Raw genomic sequence first — 22395 nt, forward strand, 5'->3', positions numbered from 1 at the left:
GGCCCTTCCGCGCTGTCGCGGAGGGCCGCCCGTCCGTCAGTCCCGGTCGCCGAGCCCGCGCAGCAGCGCCCGCACCACGGCGACGGAGCGATCGGCCGCGTCGTCGACGTGCGCCTCGAACTCGCCGGGGGCGCAGAGGTCCGAGATCCCGCGGACCGAGACGAACGGCAGCCCGTGCACGTGCGCCGTCTGCGCGAGGGCGACGGACTCCATGTCGGTGGCGAGCGCGCCGGGGAAGTCGTTCCGCACGCGGTCCACGCGGGCGCTCGAGACGAAGACGTCGCTCGAGACGATCAGGCCGCGGCGCACCGGCGGCCCCTCCAGCAGCTCGAGCTCCGCGGCGAGCGCCGCGTCGTCCCCGGAGTAGCGGGCGGGCATCCCCGGGACCTGCCCGAGCGCGTAGCCGAACGCCCGCGCATCGGCGTCGGTCTGCACGTACTCGGCGCCGATCACGACCTCGCCCACGCGGACGTCGGCGCCCAGGCCGCCGGCGGTCCCCGCGCTCACCACGAGCGGCCGCTCGCCGGCCGCCCGAAGGATCGCTGCGGTGAGACCGCCGGCCGCGTTGACGAGGCCGATACCGGTGCGGACGAGCAGCACCGCGCGGGAGTCGAGCTCGAGCTCCCACTGCAGCGCGTTGCCGACGGCGCGCGGCTCGGAGGCGCTGGTCGCGGCGGCGAGGAACGGCGCGGCCTCCTCGTCCATCGCGACCAGGACGATCGCCGTGCTCACGCGGTGACCGTCTCCCACTCCGAGCGGTGCGCGAGGAACGTGCGCGCCGCCTCCTGCGCCCCCTCGAGGGAGTGGTTGGCGCCCCAGCCGCACTGGGTCTCGTTGGCGGCGGGGACCTCGTCGGCCTCGGTGATGTCCTGGAGCGTCGCCTCGACCAGTCCGAGCACCTCGGAGAGCTCGGGCTCGCCCGAGAGGAGCAGGTAGAAGCCGGTCTGGCAGCCCATCGGCGAGAAGTCGATCACGCGGTCGGAGTGGTTGCGCGACTTCTCGGCGAACAGGTGCTCGAGCGAGTGCACGGTGGACATCTCGAGGTGCCCGCGGTTGGGCTGGGTGAAGCGCACGTCGTACTTGACGAGGTGGTCGCCTCCGGGCAGCGTCTTCGCGTCGGCCAGGCGCACGTACGGCGCGGCGACGGTGCGGTGGTCGAGGTTGAACGACTCGACGTTCATGCGCGGCTGATCCACGGTGGTCTCCTTCGCTGGGGGTCCCTCCATTGTCCTCCGCTCCGCGGAGCAGAGGCGGACCCCGGCGGATCCCGCTGCTTCTCCTCCGGGGCTGCGCCCGGATGCGAGGACGGAACGGAGATCCCCGATCGACCGGGCGGAGGGTGGCCGGAGCGGGGCGGCCGTACGCGGGCGGGTAGCCGAGGGCCATCGCGCCGTCGTTCGCCGTCGTCTTCCCGGTCGTCGTTCCTCCTCCTCGGCGTGCGGGGCGGCGTCCTCGGTCCACTCGACCACGGACTGGTCGGGCACGGAGAGCCAGCGTGCCGTCGCGCCCGACGCGGCGGGGACCCGGGCCCCTGAGCGGTGGAGAACGGGCCGCTCCGATCCCTGGGGAGGAGCCTCGGCCGCTCCTCAGAACAGGTCCGAGAAGCCCATCGCGACGAGGTTCGCGTGCGAGGTCCGCAGGCAGTCGAGCGCGCTCCGCCCGTAGCGCTCGTCCTGCTCGACGAGGAGATGGTCGACGCCGAGCGCGAGGCTCGTCCCGATGATCCCCGGGAAGTCGAGGTTTCCCTCCCCCACCTCGGCGAACTGCACGTTCGAGGTGAAGGCGTGCACGGACCACCCGCCGGACATGTCGGCGGGCGGCCCGACCCGGTAGTCCTTCAGGTGCACCAGGGCGACGCGCTCCCCGTACCGGCGCAGCGTCGTCACGGGATCGAGCCCGCCCCGCTGCACCCAGTGCACGTCGAGCTCGAGCCCCAGCAGCGGAGCCCGGTCGGCGACGACGTCGAGCAGGAGGCGGCCGCCGTGCCGCGCGAACTCGTGGTGGTGGTTGTGGAGCAGCAGCCGCAGCCCGTCGTCGCGGAGCCTCGCCGCGGCGGCCTGGCAGCGGTCGGCGAAGTCGAGCAGAGCGGCCGGCGAGGCCGCCGCGGAGGCGGGCAGCATGCCGATCCGGACCGTGCGCGTGCCGAGCGCGCGGGCGTCGGCGACGATCCCGGCGAGCCCGCCCTCGAGCGCGGCGCCCGGGGAGTCCCCCGGTGCCAGGCCCGCCGAGATCGCCGCGATCTCGACGCCGAGCTCGTCCCGCGCCCGCTGCAGCTCGGCCATGGTGGCCGCCGTCAGCGGGATCTGCGAGATCTCCACCGACCGGTAGCCGATCGCTCGGACCTCCCGGAGCGTCGCGAAGGCGCCCGCCGAGGCGAACGCGTCCTTCAGCATCATCGCCTGCACGCCGATCCTGGTCACGGCAGTCCTCCCGGTCGCGGTGGGGGCCGGCGTCTCCGCGGCCCGGAACGCCCCCGACGGTAGAGGCGCGCCTCCGATCTTGTCAATCGGTTGCCAATACGCGTATGGTCGTGGCACGGCGGCGCTCCTGCCCGCCGGTTCCCGACGACGAGAACGAGGCACGCACCGTGACCACCGCACCCGTGACGACCGCACCCGCGACGACCGCACCCGAGAACCCCGCGCCCTGGACCCTCTCCGGCTTCGGCGACGAGATCGACCCCGACCCGGTCGTCCAGGTCGCCGTCCTCCGAGCGCTCGGCGCGCACAGCATCGAGGTGCGAAGCGCCTGGGGCCGGAACGTCGTCGACCTCGACGACGAGCGCCTCGCCCGCCTCGCCGCCGTGCTCGAGCGCGGCGGCCAGTCCGTCTCGGCCGTCGCCTCGCCCATCGGCAAGGTCGACGTCGCCCTCGATCCCGAGCTCGAGGTCGCGCGCCTCGACCGCGTGATCCGCGCCGCGCACGCCCTCGGCACGCCGAGCATCCGCGTCTTCTCGTTCTACCGGGGCGAGGGAGTGCCGGTCGAGAGCATCCGCGACGACGTCCTGCTGCGCTTGCGCATGCTCGCCGACCGCGCCGAGCGCGAGGGCGTGGTGCTGCTGCACGAGAACGAGAAGGACATCTACGGCGACGTCCCCGAGCGGATCCTCGACCTGGTCGAGTCCGTCGGCTCGCCCGCCCTGCGCCTCGCCTGGGACAACGCGAACTTCGTGCAGTGCGGGGTGCGGCCCTTCGACGACGGCTGGACGGCGCTGCGGCCCTACGTCGACTACCTGCAGGTGAAGGACGCGGTGGCCGCGACCGGCACCGTGGTGCCCGCCGGCGAGGGCGACGGCCAGCTGCGCGAGACGCTCACCGCCCTGCGCGACGACGGCTGGACGGGCGTCGCCTCGCTGGAGCCGCACCTCGCGATCACGGACGCCCTCGGCGGATTCTCCGGCCCCGAGTCGTTCGGAGTGGCCGCTCGGGCCTTCCGGGGGCTCGCCTCCTCGCTCGGGATCGACCTGCGATGACCGTCCGCGCGGCGGTGATCGGCTGCGGCGACATCTCCTCCGTCCACCTCGCGGCGATCGGCACAGCGCCCGGCGCGGAGCTGGTGGCGGTCTGCGACACCGACCCGGGCCGGCTCGCCGCGGCCGCCGAGAGGCACGCGGTGCCGGGCTTCCCCGAGGCGGTCCGGATGCTCGACTCCGTCCGCCCCGACGTCGTGCACGTCTGCACTCCGCACAGCACGCACGCCGCGCTGGCGGTCGCGGCCCTGGACCGCGGCGTCGCGGTGCTCCTCGAGAAGCCGCTCGCCTCCTCCGTCGCCGAGGGCGAGCAGGTGATCGCCGCGGCCGAGCGGGGCGGGGCGCGCATCGGCGTCTGCTTCCAGAACCGCTACAACCCGCCCGTGCAGCGCCTCCGCGAGCTGCTGGCGTCCGGCTCCCTGGGCGCCGTGACAGGTGCGGCCGCGACCGTGCTCTGGCACCGCACTCCCGGCTACTACCTCGACCGTCCCTGGCGCGGGATGCGGGCCGAGGGCGGCGGCGGGATGCTGATGAACCAGGCGATCCACACCGTCGACCTCCTGCAGTGGCTCCTCGGCGAGGTGGTCGCGGTGAGCGGCTCCGCCTCCACGCGCCTGCTGCCGATCGAGGTCGAGGACACCGCCGACCTGGTGCTCACCCACGCCTCCGGCGCGCGCAGCGTCCTCTACGCGACCGTGGCGAACGCGTGGGACGAGCCGGTCGAGCTCCGCCTGCGCACCGAGCGCGCCATCGTCTCGCTGCGCGGTGCCCTCACCGTGCGGCGCGACGACGGATCCGTCGAGGTCGTCCCGGACACGGAGCGCCGATCCGGCGGGCGCTCGTACTGGGGCGCCTCGCACGAGCTGCTCGTGCACGACTTCTACGCCCGCCTCGGCGAGGACGAGCCCTTCTGGATCTCGCCCCGCGAGGCGGCGAGGTCGCTCGCGATCGTCCAGGCCGCCTACGCCCCGAGCGCGCCCGCGCGGATCCCCCACTCCACCCCGAACGAAGGACTCCTCCCATGACCACCGTCCGCCTCGGCATCATCGGATTCGGCGCCCAGGGCTCCTCCTACGCCCGCTTCCTCGCCGACGGCAGAGTGCGCGACCTCGTCGTCACCGCCGTCGCCGACGTCGACCCCGCCCGGGAGGCGGCGGCCGCCGCGCTCGCGCCCGGAGCGTCCTTCCACGCCGACCACCGCTCCCTCCTCGCGAGCGGGGAGGTCGACGCCGTCGTCGTCTGCACTCCGCACTACCTCCACCCCGGGATCGGCATCGACGCTCTCGAGCACGGGCTGCACGTGCTGGTCGACAAGCCGGCGGGCGTCTACGCCGCGCAGGTGGCGGAGCTGAACGAGGCCGCCGCCGCCCATCCCGGGCAGCGCTTCGCGATCATGTTCAACCAGCGGGCTAACCCGCTCTACCGCCGGCTCAAGGAGGTCGTCGACGAGGGCGGGATCGGCCGGATCCTGCGCTCGAACTGGATCATCACGACCTGGTGGCGGCCGCAGGCCTACTTCGACCAGAGCGCGTGGCGCGCGACCTGGGGAGGCGAGGGCGGAGGCGTCCTGGTCAACCAGGCGCCCCACCAGCTCGACCTGTGGCAGTGGCTGTGCGGAGTGCCGGAGTCGGTGGTCGCGAAGGCCGGCTACGGGCGGTGCCGCGACATCGCGGTGGAGGACGAGGTGACGGTGCTCGCCGACTTCGGCGGGGGCACGACCGGTGTGCTGGTCACCACGACGCACGACCCGATCGGCACCGACCGCCTCGAGATCATCGGCGACCGCGGCCGGATCGTCGTCGACGACTCCCGGGTCGCGACGATCACCCGGCTGAACGCCCCCGAGCGCGAGGTCAGCGCCGCCCTCAGCGCCGAGGACGTGGGCCTCCTGCTCGGCGGTCGCTACGACACCGCGGACCTCTCCACGACGGAGCGGATCGAGTCGGCGTCGGTCTGGGGCGAGCAGCACACGGCCGTCCTGCAGGACTTCGCGGACAGCATCCTGCACGGCACGCCGCTGCTCGCACCCGGGGCGGAGGGGATCCTCGGGGTCCGGCTCGCCAACGCCATCCACTACTCGAGCTGGACGGGACGCGAGGTACCGCTCGACCTCGACGAGGGCGTGTTCCTGGCGGCGCTCAACGAGCGCATCCGCGAGGAGGGGGCGTTCCCGGAGCGGAGCTGACGGGGCGGAGCCGCGCGGACCCGCGCTGGACGGGGCCGGAGCGGTGGGCGGCCGGCCGGCGACGGCGGCCTCCCGGAGCGCGGGCTCCCCGATCCGGCCCGACCCGGACGCGAGCGACGGGCCGGGCGGGCTTCTCGGCCCTGTGGCAGCATGGGCGGCGGACGGCGCCCCGTCCGCCGCCGTGCCCCTCGAGAGAAGACCGCGATCGTGCCCAGCGAAGACGTGCCCACCGGCCCCTCCGCCGCGAGACGCCGCGGCCGCTCCGCGACGACGATCTACGACGTCGCCCGACTCGCCGGCGTCGCCCCCTCCACCGTCTCGCGCGGGCTGAGCACGCCCGGACGGCTGAACGCCGCGACCGAGCAGCGGATCCGCGCCGCCGCCAAGGAGCTGGGCTACCGGCTCAACCCGATGGCGCGCGCGCTGCCGACGGGCCGCACCTCGACCCTCGGGCTGCTGGTGGCCGACATCACCAACCCGGCCTTCTTCCCCGCCGTGCGCGGAGCGGAGCGGGCGGCGTCGCTCCGCGGCTTCACGATGATCCTCGCCGAGTCGCAGGAGTCCGGGGAGCGCGAGGCCGAGGCGGCCGACCGCATCGCCGCCTCCACCGACGGGCTCGTCCTCGTCAGCACCCGCCTCAGCGACGAGGAGATCATCGCGCTGGCCGGGCGCATCCCGGTCGTCGTCCTCAACCGCGTGGTCCCCGGCGTCGCGGGGATCGTGCCCGATCTCGCCCCCGGGATCGACGCCGCGCTCGACCACCTCGCGGCCCTCGGCCACCGCTCCCTCGCCTTCATCGCCGGTCCGCCCGACTCGTGGATGAGCGCCGCGCGATGGGAGCTCCTCCTCGACCGCGCTCCGCAGCGGGGCATGACGGTCGTCGAGATCGGGCCGGGCGTCTCGACCCTCGAGGGCGGGAGGAGCGCGCTCGCGAGGGTGACCGCCTCCGGCGTCGGCGCGGTGATCGCCTACAACGACCTGGTCGCCATCGGACTGATGCGCGCGGCTCAGGAGTCGGGCGTCGCGATCCCGGAGCAGCTCAGCATCATCGGCTTCGACGACATCTTCGGGAGCGACTTCACCTCGCCGCCGCTGTCGACCATCAGCGCACCGCTGGGCCGGATGGGCGAGCGGGCGGTCCGCCGGGTGCTCGGCGACGAGGAGCCTCCGGAGCGGGCCGACGACCTGCCGACGGAGTTCGTCCCGCGCGCCTCGACGGGACCCCGCCGCGACTCCTGACCCCGGTCCGCGCCCGGCGCGCCATCCGGTGCGACACCTCTGGCAATCGGTTGACACTCCTCGGCACCCATACTTGGATGGCCCTGTGCCGACGAAGCTGCTGAACGATCCCGACCGACTCCTGCCGATCGACCCGACGACCCGGGCGATCGCCCGCGATCTCCACGCGAGCGTCGCCGACCTGCCGATCCTCTCCCCGCACGGGCACGTGGATCCGCGCCTCCTGCTCGAGGACCGCCCGTTCGCCGACGCGGCCGAGCTCTTCCTCCGGCACGACCACTACGTCACCCGTCTGCTCCACTCCGCCGGGATCGACCTCGGCGATCTCGGCATCCCGGGAGGCGAGCGCCTCGCCGGCCCGGAGGAGGTGTGGCGCACGTTCTGCGCGCACTGGCGGATCTTCGCGGGAACCGCCTCGGGCTACTGGCTCCAGTCGATCCTCGCCGAGCAGTTCGGCATCACCGAGCAGCCCGACGCCTCCACCGCCGACGCCCTCTTCGCGGCGATCGGGGCCCGGCTGTCGTCCGCCGCCTTCCGCCCGCGGGCGCTCTTCGAGCGGTTCGGGATCGAGGTGCTGGCGACGACCGACGATCCGCTGGACGACCTGGCCGTCCATCGGGCTCTGGCGGAGGATCCGGCGTTCCCGGGCCGCGTGCTGCCGACCTTCCGCCCCGACGCCTACCTCGATCCCTCCACCCCCGGCTGGCCCGAGCGCGTCGCCGCCCTGGCCGCCGCCACCGGAACGAAGGAGTCCAGCTTCCCCGGATTCCTCGAGGCCCTCCGCGCCCGGCGCCGGTACTTCCTCGACCACGGCGCCGTCTCCGCCGACCACGGAGTGCTGGAGCCGCTGACCGTCGACCTCGACCCCGCCGAGGCGCAGTCCCTCTTCGCCCGCGCCCGCGCCGGCACGATCGACGCCGAGGGCAGCCGCGTCCTCGCCGCGCACCTGCTGCTGCAGTCCGCCCGCATGAGCGTCGACGACGGCCTGGTGATGACCGTCCACGCCGGCGTGCTGCGCAACCACGATCGGCCGACCTTCGAGCGCTTCGGTCCCGACACCGGCCACGACATCCCCGTCGCGACCCGGTTCGCCGAGCCCCTCCGCCCGCTGCTGCAGGAGCTCGGCAACGCACCGGGCTTCCACCTCGTCCTCTTCGGGATCGACGAGAGCACCCACTCGCGCGAGCTCGCTCCCCTCGCCGGCTACTACCCGTCGGTGTTCCTCGGAGCGCCGTGGTGGTTCCTCGACGCGCCCGACGCGGTGCTGCGCTTCCGCGCCGCCGTGACGGAGACCGCCGGCTTCTCGCGGAGCTCCGGCTTCATCGACGACACCCGCGCGTTCCTCTCCATCCCGGCCCGTCACGACATGGCGCGGAGGCTGGACGCCGCGTTCCTCGCGCGCCTGGTCGCCGAGGGGCGCATCGACTCCGAGACGGCGAGCGCCGTCATCCTGGACCTCGTCGACGCCCAGCCGCGGAAGGTCTTCAAGCTGTGAGCGGGCACGGCGGAGGAGGCTCACTCGATCGCGCATCCACGGGCCTGCCGGCGGCTCCCGTCCGCATCGTCCACCTCGGCCTCGGCGCCTTCCACCGAGCGCATCAGGCCTGGTACACGCACGCCGTCGACGACGAGCACGAGTGGGGAATCGCCGCATTCACCGGCCGGAGCCCCCGCGCGGCCGAGGAGCTCACCGCGCAGGACGGCCTGTTCACGCTGATCGAGCGCGGACCGGAGGGCGACTCGGCGACGGTCGTGGGCAGCATCGTCGAGGCGGTCGACGGCGCGGACGTCGCGCGTCTCGTCGAGCTCGTCGCGGCTCCGGCGACGGCGATCGTCACGCTGACGATCACGGAGGCCGGGTACCGTCTCGCCGCGGACGGCGGCCTCGACCTGGACGACCCCGCCGTCCGGAGCGACCTCGCCGCCTTCCGATCGGGAGGAGCGCCGACGACCGCGCTCGGCCGCCTCCTCCTCGGCCTCACCGCCCGGCGCGACGCCGGCTCCGGCCCGCTCGCCGTCGTCCCCTGCGACAACCTCTCCGGCAACGGCCCTCTCGTGCGCCGTGGGCTGCTCCTGCTCGCAGAGCGGCTCGACCCGTCGCTCGCCGACTGGATCGACCGCACCGTCTCGTTCGTGTCGACCTCCGTCGACCGGATCACTCCGGCCGCCACGGCGGCGGACCGGGAGGCGGCGGCCGAGCTCACCGGCATCAGCGACGCCGCGTCCGTCGTGACCGAGCCGTTCCGCGACTGGGTCCTCTGCGGCGGCTTCCCCGCCGGCCGGCCCGCCTGGGAGCGCGCCGGAGCCCGCTTCGTGGACGACATCGAGCCCTTCGAGCGGCGCAAGCTGCGACTCCTCAACGGCGCGCACACGCTCCTCGCCGCCACCGGCCGCCGGCGGGGTCTCGCCACCGTCGCGGAGGCGATCGCCGACCCCGCCTGCCGGAGCGCCGTCGAGGCGTTCTGGGCGGAGGCGGCGGCCGGCCTGCCCGCCGGTCTCGACGCGGACGCCTACTGCGCCGCCCTCCTCGGGCGCTTCGGCAACCCCCGGATCGAGCACCGGCTCGAGCAGATCGGCGCCGACGCGACCGCCAAGCTCCGCATCCGGATCGCGCCCGTGCTCCTCGCCGAGCGCGCGGGCGGACACGACGGAGCCGCCTCCCTCCGTGCCGTCGCCGACTGGATCGCACTGCTGCTCCAGGGTGAGCGCCTGCCCGACGCGCAGCGCCACGCCCTCGACCGCGCCCTCGGCTCCGCCCGGCCCGTCGAGGCGCTGCTGCGGCTCGTCGACCCGCGCCTCGCCGACGACCCGGCCCTCGTCGCCGCGGTCGCCGCTCAGGCGGCCTAGACCTCCACCCAGCCTCTCCGCGCGGCGCCTTCCGGCGCCGTCGGCAACCGATCGCCACCCTCGCACCGTCTCGACGCGGCGCGGATCCCGACGGGTCCGCGCCCGGGTAAAGGAGCCCGCATGACCCCCCGCACCACCGCGCCCGGAGCGCCCGCCGCTGAGAAGCTCTCGAAGCTGAGCATCGTGGGCTACGGCGCCGGCGACACGGCGAACAACCTCGCCTTCACCACCGCCACGATGTTCCTGCTCGTCTACTACACCGACGTCGCCGGGATCTCCGCGGCCGCGGCGGGCACGCTGCTGCTCGTCGTGCGGATCTTCGACGCGTTCGCCGACGTCTTCGCCGGCCGGGTCGTGGACCGCACCTACAGCAGGCGCTTCGGCAAGTTCCGGCCCTTCCTGATGTTCGGGTCGGTCCCGCTCCTGCTGCTCTCGGCCGCGACCTTCTCCGTCCCGCAGATCGGCGAGAGCGGAACCCTGCTCTACGCCTACCTGAGCTACGCCGCGCTCGGCCTCGCCTACAGCCTCGTCAACATCCCCTACGGCTCGCTCGCCGGAGCGATGACGCAGGTCGGCACCGAGCGCGCGAAGCTCGCCAGCGCCCGCGCCATCGGCGGCGCGATCGTGGGGGCCGGGCTCGGCACCTTCATGGCCCCGCTGGTCGTCCCCGGCGCCGATCTGCAGTCGCTCTTCTCGATCGTCACGCTGAGCTTCGTCGTCGTCGGCTCCGCGCTCTACCTCTTCACGATCCTGACCGCGAAGGAGCGCGTCCAGCGCGACGTCGCGCACGTCACGTTCCGTCAGAGCATGACGACCCTCCGCTCCAACCGGCCGCTGCTCTTCCTCTGCCTCAGCTCGTTCCTGTTCCTCACCGGGACCCTCGCGCTCCAGACCGTGCAGCTCTACTACCTGCGCGACGTGCTCGGATCGGTCCAGCTCTACGCCGCGATGTCGCTGATCCAGCTCGCCCTGACCTTCGGCCTGGCCGCCCTCGTCCCGACGATCGTGCGGCGGTTCGGCAAGCGCAACGCCTACATGGCCGGAGTCGCGGTCCTGATCAGCGGCGGAACGGTCGTCTTCCTCGCCCCGGGCGACGCGGTGGCGGTCGGCTTCGGCGGACTGGTCCTCGCCTACGTCGGCATCCAGCTCGTCAACATGCTCGTCTGGGCGATCGAGGCCGACACCGTCGAGTACGGGGAGTGGAAGACCGGCATCCGCTCCGAGGGCACGATCTACGCCCTGTTCTCCTTCACCCGCAAGACCGGCCAGGCGGTCGGAGGCGCCCTCGCCGCGTACGCGCTGGCCTGGGGCGGCTACGTGGCCGGGGCCGCGGAGCAGAGCGAGCACGCCGAGTGGGGCATCCGCGCCGCCGCCGGCCTCATCCCGGCCGTCGCGGCCCTGCTCGCGGTGCTGATCATGGCGTTCTACCCGCTGACCGACCGCCGGCACGCGCAGATCGTCGCCGAGATCGCCGAGCGCCGCGAGAGCACGGGTCAGGCCGCGCCCGTGGCGCCCGGCCTCTCGACCGCCGCGTTCTCGATGGACCGCGCTCCCGGCCGGAACCCCTGACCCGATCCCCCACCACGAAAGGCATCCCATGAAGATCGACAAGGCCGAGGTCGTCGTCACCAGTCCCGACCGCAACTTCGTCACCCTCAAGCTCACGACCGACGACGGGCTGACCGGCCTCGGCGACGCGACCCTCAACGGCCGCGAGCTCGCCGTGGTCTCCTATCTCGCCGACCACGTCGTGCCGCTGCTCCTCGGCCGCGACGCCTCGCGCATCGAGGACACCTGGCAGTTCCTCTACCGGTCGTCCTACTGGCGCCGCGGGCCGGTCACGATGGCGGCGATCGCGGCGGTCGACACCGCCCTCTGGGACATCAAGGGCAAGGCCGCGGGCATGCCGCTCTACCAGCTGCTCGGAGGCGCGTCCCGCACCGGCCTGCTCGCCTACGGCCACGCGTCCGGGCGGACGGACGCGGAGCTGTTCGACAGCATCCGCGAGCACCAGGAGCAGGGGTACCGCGCGATCCGCGTGCAGACCGCGGTGCCGGGACTGACCTCGATCTACGGCATCGCCTCCAACGCCGTCCTCGAAGGCAACGCCGGCGTGCGCTACGACCACGAGCCGGCGCAGCGAGGCGGCCTGCCGACCGAGGAGGACTGGGACACCCGCGCCTACCTGCGCCACGTCCCCCGCGTCTTCGAGGCCGTCCGCAACGAGTTCGGGCCGGAGCTCCCCCTCCTCCACGACGGCCACCACCGGATGACACCGATCCAGGCCGCGGCCCTCGGCAAGTCCCTCGAGCCGTACGACCTCTTCTGGCTCGAGGACTGCACGCCCGCCGAGAACCAGGAGGCCCTCCGCCTCGTCCGGCAGCACACCACCACGCCCCTGGCGATCGGCGAGGTCTTCAACACCGTCTGGGACTACCAGCTCCTGATCCGCGAGCAGCTGATCGACTACATCCGCAGCGCGGTCACGCACACCGGAGGCGTCTCCCACCTCCGGAGGATCCTCGACCACGCCGCGCAGTACCAGATCAAGTCCGGGATGCACGGACCCACCGACGTCTCCCCGGTGGGCATGGCGGCCGCGATGCACCTGGGCCTGGCGATCCACAACTTCGGGATCCAGGAGTACATGAAGCACGGCGAGCGGACCGACAGCGTCTTCCAGCAGTCGTTCACCTGGAGCGAGGGACGGCTGCACCCGGGCGACGCCCCCGGGCTGGGCGTCGAGCTCGACGTCGACGCCGCCGGGAAGTACCCCTACGTGCGCGCGTACCTGCCCTCCAACCGACTCGCCGACGGCACCGTCCACGACTGGTGACCTGCCCCCCTCCGCCGAGGCGATCCCGGACCGTCGCGGGAGCCACGACCGGCGGGCTCCCTCGACGGTCCGGGGTTCCCCCCGCCGAGCACAGGCCGGTCAGGGCACGAAGCGGTAGCCCATGCCCGCCTCGGTCAGCAGGTGCCGCGGATGCGCGGGGTCGGGCTCGAGCTTCTTGCGCAGCTGCGCGAGGTAGAGGCGCAGGTAGCCGGTGTCGGTGACGTGCGCGGGGCCCCAGATCTCGGCCAGCAGCGAGCGGCGGGTGACCAGCTTGCCCGCGTTGCGGATGAGGATCTCGAGCACCTGCCACTCGGTCGGGGTGAGCCGCACGGAGACGCCGTCCCGCGTCGCGCTCTTGGCCACCAGGTCCACGGTCACCTCGCCGATCACGACCAGCGGCTCGCCGTCGGCCGGCTGCACCCGCCGCGAGAGGGCCCGGATGCGCGCGAGCACCTCGTCCATCGAGAACGGCTTGGTCACGTAGTCGTCCGCGCCGGCGTCGAGCGCGCCCACCTTGTCGGCCGCGCCCGTCCGCCCCGACACCACCAGGATCGGCGCGCTCGTCCAGCCGCGCAGTCCGTGGATGACCTCCACCCCGTCGAGCCGGGGCATGCCGAGGTCGATCATGTAGAGGTCCGGATGCTCGTCCACCGCGCGGTTGATCGCCTCGGTGCCGTCGCCGGCCGTCACCACGTCGTATCCGCGGGCGGTGAGCGTGATGCGCAGGGCGCGCAGGATCTGCGGGTCGTCGTCGGCGATCAGGATCTTCATGCGGCTCCTCCGGAGTCCTCGTGCGGAGCGGTGCCCGACCCGCCGTCGTGCGGGGCGGCCGGAGCGACGTGAACCGCAGGAGCAGCGGCAGCAGTCTCCGGCGCCAGCGGCAGCGTCACCACCATCGTCAGCCCGCCCCCCGGAGTGTCCTCCGTCTCGAGCGTGCCGCCCATCCCCTCCGTGAACCCCTTCGAGAGCGCGAGGCCGAGGCCCAGGCCCGTCAGGTTGTCGTCGTCGCCGAGTCGCTGGAACGGCACGAAGATCTCGGCGCGGCGCTCCTCGGGCACCCCGGGGCCGTGGTCGACGATCCGCAGCTGCGCGCTCCCGCCGAAGGCGCTGGCGGCCACGCGCACCCGGGTGCCGGACGGCGCGTAGCGGACGGCGTTCGCGAGCAGGTTGACCACGACGCGCTGCAGCAGAACCGCGTCGGCGAGCAGCGCCGGGCCCTCCGGATCGAGGTCGAGGTCGACCTCGCCGGGACCGAGCCCGAGCTCGTCGAGCGCGGGGAGCACCACGTCGGCGGCGTCGAGCGGGGCGAGCGCCACGGCGAGCGCCCCAGCCTCCAGCCGCGTCACGTCGAGCAGGTCGGTGACCAGCGCGGCGAGCACGGTGAGGCTCTCGTCGGCGGTGGCGAGCAGCTCCTCCCGGTCGCGCTCGCTCCAGACCACTTCGGGCGAGCGCAGACCGCTGACCGCCGCGGTGGCCGCGGCGAGGGGCCGGCGCAGGTCGTGGCTGACGGCCGACAGCAGGGCGCTGCGCACCCGGTCGGTCTCGGCCAGCGGAGCGAGGGAGCTGGCCGTCTCGCTGAGGGCCGCGTTCTCGAGCACCGAGTCCAGCTGGGCGGCGACGACCTGGAGCAGTCGCCGCTCACTCCCCTCCAGCTCACGGCCGTGCAGCTCGAGCACCGCGCCCTCGCCCACCGCGATGCGCGCGGGATCGCCCTCCGGCTGCGGCTCGCCGTCCGCCGCGACGAGCTCGCCGCCTCGCAAAAGCCGCACGCCGGTCAGCCCGAACGCCTCGCGCGAGCGCTCGAGGATCGCCTGCAGCGCCCCCTGCCCGCGGATCACGCCGCCCGCGATCGTCGCCAGCAGCTCCGACTCCGCCCCCGACCGCTTGGCGGCCCGCGCCCTCCGGGCCGCGCGGTCGACCACGGCGCTGACGAGCGCCGCGTTCAGCACGTAGAGCACCAGCGCGAGCGCGTGCAGAGGCTCGTCGACGGTGATCGTGTAGAGGGGATCGACGAAGAAGAAGTCGAGGGTCAGCCCCGAGAGCACGGCCGCGAAGAGGGCCGGCCAGAGCCCGCCGACCAGCGCGACCACCACCACCAGCAGCTGGTACGAGAGCACGTCGCTCGTGATCGACTCGTCGCTGCGGAGGCTCGAGAGCAGCCAGGTCACCAGCGGGCCGCCCACGAGGGCGAGGGCCAGTCCCAGGAGGCGGCGCCGCAGCGTCAGGGCCCCGTCGAGCCTCGGCAGCACCGCGGTGCGCCCGGCGGCGGAGTGGCTGACGATGTGCACGTCGATGTTGCCGGACTCGCGGATCACCGTCGACGCGGTGCCGGGCGTCAGCGCCGAGGCGAGGCGGCTCCGCCTGCTCACGCCGATCACCAGCTGCGTCGCGTTCACCGAGCGGGCGAACTCGACCAGCGTCCGCGGCACGTCCTCGCCTACCACCTGGTGGTAGCTGCCGCCGAGCTTCTCGACCAGCACCCGCTGCGCCTCGAGCACGTGCGGCCGGGGAGTGCGGAGGCCGTCGGGGGTCACCACGTGCACGGCGAGCAGGTCGCCCCCGGAGGCACGGGCCGCGATCCGCGCGCCGCGCCGCAGCAGGGTCTCCCCCTCCGGCCCGCCGGTGAGGGTCACGACCACGCGCTCGCGCGCCTCCCAGGTGCTGTCGATGCCGTGCTCGACGCGGTAGTCGCGGAGCGCGCTGTCGACCTCGTCGGCGAGCCAGAGCAGCGCGAGCTCGCGCAGGGCGGTCAGGTTGCCGAGCCGGAAGTAGTTGGACAGCGCGGCGTCGATGCGCTCGGGCGGGTAGACGCGGCCGTCGGCGAGGCGGTCGCGCAGCGCCTGGGGCGCCAGGTCGACGACCTCGATCTGATCGGCGGCGCGGAGGACCGCGTCCGGGATCGTCTCGCGCTGCGGCGCTCCGGTGATCGCGTGCACCACGTCGTTGAGCGACTCGATGTGCTGGATGTTCACGGTCGAGAAGACGGTGATGCCGGCGTCGAGGAGCGTCCGCACGTCCTCCCAGCGCTTCTCGTGCCGGGAGCCGGGGGCGTTGGTGTGCGCGAGCTCGTCGACCAGCGCGACGTCGGGCCGGCGGGCCAGCACCGCGTCGAGGTCCATCTCGTCGAGCAGCACGCCGCGATGCTCGACGGCCCTCCTCGGCACGACCTCCAGCCCCTCGACCATCGCGGCGGTGGCGGAGCGGCCGTGCGTCTCGACCACGGCCACCACGACGTCGCGACCCTCGGCGGCGAGCCGGCGGCCCTCCTCGAGCATTGTGTAGGTCTTGCCCACTCCGGGCGCGGCTCCGAGGAGCACGCGCAGGCGGCCCTTCGTCATGCTCCCGGCCTCCCCTCGTGCTCGCGGCTCCGGGGTGTCCCGGGCTCGCGGGTCCGGCGTCGATCCGCTCGATCGGACGGTCCCGACGAGCCGATCGCGATTCTACGAGCCGGAGGCGCCACCGGAGCGGTCACAGCCGCGCGAGAGCGGCGTTGAGCTCGAGCACGTCCACCGTCGGCTCGCCGAGGTACCCGAGCTCGCGGCCCGCGGTGTGCTCGTCGACCAGCGCGCGCACGGCGCTCACGTCGAGCCCGCGGGCGGCGGCGACGCGGGGCGCCTGCAGCTGCGCGTAGGCGGGGCTGATCGCGGGGTCGAGCCCCGAGGCGGAGGCGGTCAGCGCATCGGCCGGCACCGCGGCCGGGTCGACGCCCTCGAAGGCGGCGATCGCGGCCCGGCGCTCCTCGACGGACGCGACCAGGTCGGCGTTCTCGGGGCCGAGGTTGCTGCCGGTCGAGGCCGCGGCGTCGTAGCCCGCGGCGGAGGGACGCGACTGGAACCACTCCGGCAGGGGCGCTCCGTCGGCGTCCGTGAACGACTGGCCGATCAGCGACGAGCCGATCACCGCGCCGTCCTGGCGCAGCAGCGAGCCGTTCGCCTGGGCGGGCAGGGCGAGCTGCCCGATCCCGAGCACCGCGAGCGGGTACGCCGCTCCCAGCAGCACGGTGAGCACGATCATCGCGCGCAGCGCGACACCGTAGGGACGGAACATGGTCTCTTCTCTCTGTCTTCGGTGGTCGGGACGGGCGGGTCAGAAGCCGGGGATCGCGGCGACGATCAGGTCGACGAGCTTGATCCCGAGGAACGGAGCGATCACTCCGCCCAGCCCGTAGACCAGGAGGTTGCGGCTGAGGATGCGCGAGGCGGCGACCGGGCGGTACGCCACTCCGCGCAGCGCGAGCGGGATCAGCACGACGATCACCAGCGCGTTGAACACGATCGCCGAGAGGATCGCCGAGGCCGGCGAGTGCAGCTGCATCACGTTCAGCACCGCGAGCCCGGGGAAGACCCCCGCGAACATCGCCGGGATGATCGCGAAGTACTTCGCCACGTCGTTCGCGATCGAGAACGTGGTGAGCGCGCCGCGGGTGATCAGCAGCTGCTTGCCGATCCGCACGATGTCGATGAGCTTGGTGGGGTCGGAGTCGAGGTCGACCATGTTGCCCGCCTCCTTCGCCGCCGAGGTGCCGGTGTTCATCGCCACGCCCACGTCGGCCTGCGCGAGGGCCGGGGCGTCGTTGGTGCCGTCGCCGGTCATCGCGACCAGCGCGCCGCCCTCCTGCTCGCGCCGGATCAGGGCGAGCTTGTCCTCGGGGGTCGCCTCGGCGAGGTAGTCGTCGACTCCCGCCTCCGCCGCGATCGCCTTCGCGGTCAGCGGGTTGTCACCCGTGATCATCACGGTGCGGATGCCCATCGCGCGCAGCTCCGAGAAGCGCTCGGCGAGCCCGTCCTTCACCACGTCCTTCAGGTGCACGACGCCGAGCAGGCGGGCGCCGTGGGCGTCCTTCACCGCGACGACCAGGGGCGTGCCGCCGCTCTCCGAGACACCGTCGACGAGCACCGTGAGGCGCGCCGCGACCGCGGACGGCAGCGGCCCCTCCTCCTCCACCCAGGCGCGCACGGCCGAGCCGGCGCCCTTGCGGATGGAGGAGCCGTCGGGGAGGTCGAGCCCGCTCATCCGGGTCTGCGCGGTGAACGGCACCACGGCGGCCTGAGCGGGCTCGACGGCGGGGCGGCCCGAGCCGCCCGCGAGGTCGACGATCGACTTCCCCTCGGGCGTCGGGTCGCTGAGCGAGGAAGAGGCGGCCGCGTCGACGAGGGCGGCCTGCGCCACTCCGTCGAGGGGGAGGAACGCCACCGCGCGGCGGTTGCCGTAGGTGATGGTCCCCGTCTTGTCGAGCAGGAGCGTCGTGACGTCGCCCGCCGCCTCCACCGCCCGGCCGGACATCGCGAGCACGTTGCGCTGCACGAGCCGGTCCATGCCGGCGATGCCGATGGCCGAGAGGAGGGCGCCGATGGTGGTCGGGATGAGGCAGACGAGCAGGGCGACCAGCACCGGGACGCTCACGGAGGCTCCCGCGAACGACGCGATCGGGTTCAGGGTCAGCACGACCACGACGAACACGATCGAGAGGCTCGCCAGGAGGATGTCGAGCGCGATCTCGTTCGGCGTCTTCTGCCTCGACGCGCCCTCGACCAGGCCGATCATCCGGTCGACGAAGGTCTCGCCCGGCCGCGAGGTGATGCGCACCACGATCCGGTCCGAGAGCACTCGCGTGCCGCCCGTCACCGCGCTGCGGTCGCCCCCGCTCTCGCGGACGACCGGCGCCGACTCGCCCGTGATCGCCGACTCGTCGATGGAGGCGATGCCCCAGACGATGTCGCCGTCGCCGGGGACGAGGTCGCCCGCCTCCGCCACGACCACGTCGCCCAGCTGCAGCTCGGCCGAGGAGACCTCGACCAGGCGGGCCGACAGGGCGGAGGGGTCCGCGGCGTCGTAGTCGGCCACGCGCCGGGCCGGAGTGCTGGTCCGGGTGGCGCGCAGGCTCTCGGCCTGCGCCTTGCCGCGGCCCTCGGCCACCGACTCCGCGAGGTTCGCGAACACCACGGTGAGCCAGAGCCAGATCGCGATGCCGCCCGTGAAGGTGACGGGCACCGTCGATCCGCCCGACTCCTCCGGCCCCCCGAGGAACGGCTCGGCGATCGCCAGCACCGTGGTCAGCACGGCGCCGACCTCGACGATGAACATCACGGGGTTGCGCCACATCAGGCGCGGATCGAGCTTGCGCAGCGCTCCGGGGAGGGCAGCGGCGAGCTGGCGCGGCCCGAGGGCGGCGCGGGTGGGGCGCGCGGGTTCCGCGGGGGCCTCGGTGAGTGCAGTGGTCATCGGAGTCGCAGTCCTTCCGCCAGGGGGCCCAGCGCGAGTACGGGGAAGTAGGTGAGCGCGGTCACGACGACCGTGACGCCCACGAGGAGGCCGACGAACTGCGGCCGGTGGGTGGGCAGCGTGCCGGCGCTGGAGGGCACCGGCGACTGCGCTGCGAGCGAGCCGGCCAGGGCGAGCACCAGCAGGATCGGGAGGAAGCGGCCGAGGAGCATCGCGACGCCGAGCGCCGTGTTGAGCCAGGGCGTGTTCGCCGTCAGCCCCGCGAACGCCGAGCCGTTGTTGTTGGACGCGGAGGTGAAGGCGTAGAGCACCTCCGAGAGCCCGTGCAGCCCGGGGTTCAGGATCGAGGTGCTCTCCACGTCCTCCCGCACCGCCGGGATCGCGAAGCTCAGGGCCGTGCCGGCCAGCACGAGCGTCGGCGTCACGAGGATGTAGAGGCTCGCGAGCTTGATCTCGCGCGGGCCGAGCTTCTTGCCCAGGTACTCGGGCGTCCGGCCGACCAGCAGCCCGCCGACGAACACGGCCAGCACCGCGAGCACGAGCATCCCGTAGAGGCCCGAGCCGACGCCGCCGGGGGCGACCTCGCCGAGCATCATGTTGAGCATCGGCAGCATGCCGCCGAGCGCGGTGAAGGAGTCGTGCATCGCGTTGACGGCGCCGGTCGAGGTGAGCGTCGAGGCGGTCGCGTAGAGGGCGGAGCCGGCGATGCCGAAGCGCGTCTCCTTGCCCTCCATCGCGGCTCCGGCGGCCTGCGCCGCGGATCCTCCGCCCGCCGCCTCCAGCGCGGTGAGGGCCGCGAGCGACACGACGAAGATCGTCGCCATCGCCGCGAGGATCGCGCGGCCCTGCCGCACGTCGCCGACCATCCGGCCGAAGGTGCGCGGCAGCGAGAACGGGATCGCGAGGATCAGCACGATCTGCAGCAGCGACACCCACGCCGAGGGGTTCTCGAACGGATGCGCGGAGTTGGCGTTGAAGTAGCCGCCGCCGTTGGTGCCGAGCAGCTTGATCGCCTCCTGCGAGGCCACCGCGCCGCCCGGGATGCTCTGCTCGCCGCCGGTGAGCGTGGTCACCGTCAGCGGGCCGTTCAGGTTCTGGATCACGCCGCCCGCGATCATCACGACCGCCGCCACCACCGCGAGGGGCAGCAGGAGGCGCAGCGTGCCGCGCACGAGGTCGACCCAGAAGTTGCCGAGCGTTCCGGAGGAGCGGCGCGCGAATCCGCGGATCAGCGCCACCGCCACGGCCAGGCCCACGGCCGCCGAGACGAAGTTCTGCACGGCGAGGCCGCCGAGCTGCACCGCGAAGCCGAGGGTCGCCTCCGGGGAGTAGGACTGCCAGTTGGTGTTGGTGACGAACGAGACGGCGGTGTTGAACGCCAGCCCCTCCGGCACCGCGGGCAGCCCGAGGGAGCCGGGCAGGACCGCCTGGAGGCGCTGCATCCCGTAGAGCAGGAGCACGCCGACGAGCGAGAAGGCCAGCACGGCCCGGAGGTAGGCGCGCCAGCTCTGCTCGCCCGCGGAGTCGACGCCGATGAGGCGGTAGACGCCGCGCTCGAGGGCGAGGTCGCGCGTCGAGGTGTAGACGCGGAACATGTGGTCGCCGAGGGGGCGGTGGAGGAGGGCGACGGCCAGGCCGACGGTCGCGACCTGGAGGACGGCGAGGAGCGGATCCATCAGAAGCGCTCCGGTCGGATCAGGGCCGCGACGAGGTAGACGACGGCGGCGAGCGCCAGCACGGCCGCGAGGGCGTCGAAGACGATCACCGGCCCGCCTCCTTCTCGCGGGTCCCGCGGGTCGCCGAGGGGGGCGGTCCGCCCAGCCGCTCGACCCCCTTCGCGGCGAGAGCGATGAGCGAGAAGAGGGCGAGCACGCCGAGGAGGTAGGCGAGGTCGAGCACGGAGGACTCCATCCGGGGAGCGGACGACGCCCGGGACCGGACGCCTGCCGGGAAGCGGCACAGGAAGCGATGCAACACCTCGCGGGGGCCCCTCGGAGCGGTCCTCACGGTTCCCCTACGGCCCGGCCCGGAGTCCTCGCGTTTCCCTCACGCGGACGGCGGCGGGCGCCCGGCGGAGGGGCGCGAGCCGGGCGGGAGCCGAGCGGTGAGAGCGTTCTCTCCCAGCAACGGCGGGGGTCGACGTCCCGAAGATCACATTTCGGCATCGCCTGGACAAATTCGCCGCCCGCGCTTTACTCCCCCCGATCGAAGGAATATGTTCTCTCCGTGGACAAAGCCCCTCGGGGCTCTCCCGCCCTCCCGGGCGACGACACGACGACGTGCGCCACACGTGCACGCCTCTTGTCGTCCTCTCCCTCGGACACTGCTTTCAGAGAGGAATGCACTCCATGAAGTTCTCCCGCGGCATCACCACGCTGGCCGCCGCCGGCATCATCTCCCTCGGCCTCGCGGCCTGTTCCGCGAGCCCCGCCAACTCCGGAGGCGCCGCTGCCGGCGCCGGCGCGGAAGGCGACTGCACCGTCGGCATCTCGATGCCCACGCGCAGCCTCGAGCGCTGGATCAACGACGGCGAAGGCCTCCAGTCGCAGCTCGAGGGCGACGGCTGCACCGTCGACCTCCAGTACGCCGACAACAAGACCGATCAGCAGATCTCGCAGATCCAGAACCAGATCGCCGGCGGCTCCAAGATCCTGGTCATCGCCGCGATCGACGGCGAGGCGCTCGCGCCCGTCCTCGCCGAGGCGAAGAAGCAGAACGCCACCGTCATCGCCTACGACCGTCTCATCAACGGCACCGCGGACGTCGACTACTACGCGACCTTCGACAACTACAAGGTCGGCCAGCTCCAGGGCCAGTACATCGAGTCGACCCTCGACCTGAAGAACGCCGCGGGTCCCTTCACCCTCGAGCCCTTCGCCGGCAGCCCCGACGACAACAACGCGAAGTTCTTCTTCTCCGGCGCGTGGGACGTCCTGCAGCCCTACATCGAGAGCGGCAAGCTCACCGTCCCCTCGGGCAAGTCGCCCGCGTCGGACGACGACTGGGCCTCGATCGGCATCCAGGGCTGGGCCTCCGACAAGGCGCAGTCCGAGATGGACAACCGCCTCTCGTCCTTCTACACCGACGGCCAGAAGGTCGACGTCGTGCTCTCCCCCAACGACAGCCTGGCCATCGGCATCGAGGCCTCGCTGAAGTCGGCCGGCTACACCCCCGGCGCCGACTACCCGGTCATCACCGGCCAGGACGCCGACAAGGCCAACGTCAAGGCGATCCTCGCCGACGAGCAGTCCATGACGGTCTGGAAGGACACCCGCACCCTCGGCGACCGCGTCTTCCAGATGGTGCAGTCGATCGTCGCGGGCGAGGAGCCCGAGGTCAACGACACCGAGACCTACGACAACGGCGAGAAGGTCGTCCCGTCCTACCTGCTGGAGCCGCAGGTCGTCACGAAGGACGACGTGCAGTCGGTCCTCGTCGACTCCGGCTTCCTCAAGGCCGGCGACGTCGGACTCTGATCCGTCGGGCGGGGGGGGAGGAGCGATCCTCCCCCCCCGCCCGACGGATCAGAGTCATACGTCGCCGGCCCCCAGCAAACCCCAGCCCACGACGACCGACTGCCGAGCCTCTCTCGGTCCC

At 73.3% G+C, this 22395-nt stretch carries 19 protein-coding genes; 9 read left to right on the forward strand and 10 right to left on the reverse strand.

Annotation, left to right across the window (positions count from 1 at the left end; genetic code table 11):
* Positions 1-36: 36 nt before the first annotated feature.
* The 3 genes from mtnN to C5D04_RS09750 all read right to left on the reverse strand — a co-directional run bounded on the left by mtnN (position 37) and on the right by C5D04_RS09750 (position 2420).
* Positions 37-732, reverse strand: a complete 696-nt coding sequence (gene mtnN, locus C5D04_RS09740) for a 5'-methylthioadenosine/S-adenosylhomocysteine nucleosidase (RefSeq protein ID WP_258068882.1) — start codon at positions 730-732, stop codon at positions 37-39.
* Positions 729-1181: an S-ribosylhomocysteine lyase gene (locus C5D04_RS09745; protein ID WP_104347658.1), complete on the reverse strand. Its 453-nt coding sequence runs from the start codon at positions 1179-1181 to the stop codon at positions 729-731. The genes mtnN and C5D04_RS09745 overlap by 4 nt, the downstream gene beginning before the upstream one ends.
* 405 nt (positions 1182-1586) lie before the next feature.
* Complete coding sequence (locus tag C5D04_RS09750; protein ID WP_258059781.1) at positions 1587-2420, reverse strand: sugar phosphate isomerase/epimerase; 834 nt, start codon at positions 2418-2420, stop codon at positions 1587-1589.
* 167 nt (positions 2421-2587) lie between these two features.
* Here C5D04_RS09750 and C5D04_RS09755 point away from each other — a divergent pair, with 167 nt between their 5' ends.
* The 8 genes from C5D04_RS09755 to manD all read left to right on the forward strand — a co-directional run bounded on the left by C5D04_RS09755 (position 2588) and on the right by manD (position 12576).
* Entirely contained in the window at positions 2588-3472 is an 885-nt protein-coding gene (locus C5D04_RS09755; protein ID WP_258068883.1) for a sugar phosphate isomerase/epimerase, read from the forward strand.
* Positions 3469-4494, forward strand: coding sequence for a Gfo/Idh/MocA family protein (locus C5D04_RS09760; RefSeq protein ID WP_104325512.1), 1026 nt, complete (start codon positions 3469-3471; stop codon positions 4492-4494). Before C5D04_RS09755 ends, C5D04_RS09760 begins: the two co-directional genes overlap by 4 nt.
* Positions 4491-5654 carry a Gfo/Idh/MocA family protein gene (locus C5D04_RS09765; protein WP_104347654.1) on the forward strand — a complete coding sequence of 388 codons (1164 nt, stop codon included), beginning with the start codon at positions 4491-4493 and terminating at the stop codon, positions 5652-5654. Before C5D04_RS09760 ends, C5D04_RS09765 begins: the two co-directional genes overlap by 4 nt.
* 207 nt (positions 5655-5861) lie before the next feature.
* Complete coding sequence (locus C5D04_RS09770) at positions 5862-6893, forward strand: LacI family DNA-binding transcriptional regulator (RefSeq protein WP_181072728.1); 1032 nt, start codon at positions 5862-5864, stop codon at positions 6891-6893.
* Positions 6894-6978: 85 nt separating this feature from the next.
* Positions 6979-8388, forward strand: a complete 1410-nt coding sequence (gene uxaC, locus C5D04_RS09775; protein WP_104325510.1) for a glucuronate isomerase — start codon at positions 6979-6981, stop codon at positions 8386-8388.
* Entirely contained in the window at positions 8385-9740 is a 1356-nt protein-coding gene (locus tag C5D04_RS09780; RefSeq protein WP_258068884.1) for a mannitol dehydrogenase family protein, read from the forward strand. Before uxaC ends, C5D04_RS09780 begins: the two co-directional genes overlap by 4 nt.
* 120 nt (positions 9741-9860) lie before the next feature.
* Positions 9861-11309 (forward strand): glucuronide transporter, encoded by a 1449-nt coding sequence (gene uidB, locus C5D04_RS09785; protein ID WP_104225767.1) that lies wholly within the window; start codon positions 9861-9863, stop codon positions 11307-11309.
* Positions 11310-11337: 28 nt separating this feature from the next.
* Positions 11338-12576, forward strand: coding sequence for a D-mannonate dehydratase ManD (manD, locus tag C5D04_RS09790; RefSeq protein WP_104347655.1), 1239 nt, complete (start codon positions 11338-11340; stop codon positions 12574-12576).
* Positions 12577-12675: 99 nt separating this feature from the next.
* On the opposite strand, the gene C5D04_RS09795 is transcribed toward manD, so the two are convergent.
* The 7 genes from C5D04_RS09795 to C5D04_RS18210 form a co-directional block, all read right to left on the reverse strand.
* On the reverse strand, positions 12676-13347 hold the full coding sequence (locus tag C5D04_RS09795; protein WP_104222647.1) for a response regulator: 672 nt from the start codon (positions 13345-13347) through the stop codon (positions 12676-12678).
* Entirely contained in the window at positions 13344-15914 is a 2571-nt protein-coding gene (locus tag C5D04_RS09800; RefSeq protein WP_104266577.1) for an ATP-binding protein, read from the reverse strand. The genes C5D04_RS09795 and C5D04_RS09800 overlap by 4 nt, the downstream gene beginning before the upstream one ends.
* A gap of 130 nt (positions 15915-16044) precedes the next feature.
* The gene (gene kdpC, locus C5D04_RS09805; protein WP_104222649.1) at positions 16045-16623 is read right to left on the reverse strand and encodes a K(+)-transporting ATPase subunit C; all 579 of its coding nucleotides are present in this window, start codon (positions 16621-16623) and stop codon (positions 16045-16047) included.
* 39 nt (positions 16624-16662) lie between these two features.
* Positions 16663-18798, reverse strand: a complete 2136-nt coding sequence (gene kdpB / locus C5D04_RS09810; protein WP_104347656.1) for a potassium-transporting ATPase subunit KdpB — start codon at positions 18796-18798, stop codon at positions 16663-16665.
* Complete coding sequence (gene kdpA / locus C5D04_RS09815) at positions 18795-20474, reverse strand: potassium-transporting ATPase subunit KdpA (protein WP_104222651.1); 1680 nt, start codon at positions 20472-20474, stop codon at positions 18795-18797. The genes kdpB and kdpA overlap by 4 nt, the downstream gene beginning before the upstream one ends.
* Positions 20474-20563, reverse strand: coding sequence for a K(+)-transporting ATPase subunit F (kdpF, locus tag C5D04_RS09820; RefSeq protein ID WP_068209492.1), 90 nt, complete (start codon positions 20561-20563; stop codon positions 20474-20476). Before kdpF ends, kdpA begins: the two co-directional genes overlap by 1 nt.
* On the reverse strand, positions 20560-20709 hold the full coding sequence (locus tag C5D04_RS18210) for a hypothetical protein (RefSeq protein WP_167299012.1): 150 nt from the start codon (positions 20707-20709) through the stop codon (positions 20560-20562). The genes kdpF and C5D04_RS18210 overlap by 4 nt, the downstream gene beginning before the upstream one ends.
* A gap of 437 nt (positions 20710-21146) precedes the next feature.
* On the opposite strand from C5D04_RS18210, the gene chvE reads away from it, so the two are divergent.
* Positions 21147-22274, forward strand: a complete 1128-nt coding sequence (chvE, locus tag C5D04_RS09825; protein WP_374954380.1) for a multiple monosaccharide ABC transporter substrate-binding protein — start codon at positions 21147-21149, stop codon at positions 22272-22274.
* Positions 22275-22395: the final 121 nt, after the last annotated feature.

The sequence above is a fragment of the Rathayibacter sp. AY1D2 genome (genome assembly GCF_002932695.1).
GTDB lineage: Bacteria > Actinomycetota > Actinomycetes > Actinomycetales > Microbacteriaceae > Rathayibacter.

Excerpts from the sequence above, each read along its gene's own strand:
- C5D04_RS09745 (WP_104347658.1), bottom strand. The coding sequence starts at position 1,181 with ATGAACGTCGAGTCGTTCAACCTCGACCACCGCACCGTCGCCGCGCCG.
- C5D04_RS09760 (WP_104325512.1), top strand. The coding sequence starts at position 3,469 with ATGACCGTCCGCGCGGCGGTGATCGGCTGCGGCGACATCTCCTCCGTC.
- C5D04_RS09765 (WP_104347654.1), top strand. The coding sequence starts at position 4,491 with ATGACCACCGTCCGCCTCGGCATCATCGGATTCGGCGCCCAGGGCTCC.
- uidB (WP_104225767.1), top strand. The coding sequence starts at position 9,861 with ATGACCCCCCGCACCACCGCGCCCGGAGCGCCCGCCGCTGAGAAGCTC.
- manD (WP_104347655.1), top strand. The coding sequence starts at position 11,338 with ATGAAGATCGACAAGGCCGAGGTCGTCGTCACCAGTCCCGACCGCAAC.
- C5D04_RS09795 (WP_104222647.1), bottom strand. The coding sequence starts at position 13,347 with ATGAAGATCCTGATCGCCGACGACGACCCGCAGATCCTGCGCGCCCTG.
- C5D04_RS09800 (WP_104266577.1), bottom strand. The coding sequence starts at position 15,914 with ATGACGAAGGGCCGCCTGCGCGTGCTCCTCGGAGCCGCGCCCGGAGTG.
- kdpC (WP_104222649.1), bottom strand. The coding sequence starts at position 16,623 with ATGTTCCGTCCCTACGGTGTCGCGCTGCGCGCGATGATCGTGCTCACC.
- kdpB (WP_104347656.1), bottom strand. The coding sequence starts at position 18,798 with ATGACCACTGCACTCACCGAGGCCCCCGCGGAACCCGCGCGCCCCACC.
- kdpA (WP_104222651.1), bottom strand. The coding sequence starts at position 20,474 with ATGGATCCGCTCCTCGCCGTCCTCCAGGTCGCGACCGTCGGCCTGGCC.
- C5D04_RS18210 (WP_167299012.1), bottom strand. The coding sequence starts at position 20,709 with ATGGAGTCCTCCGTGCTCGACCTCGCCTACCTCCTCGGCGTGCTCGCC.
- chvE (WP_374954380.1), top strand. The coding sequence starts at position 21,147 with ATGAAGTTCTCCCGCGGCATCACCACGCTGGCCGCCGCCGGCATCATC.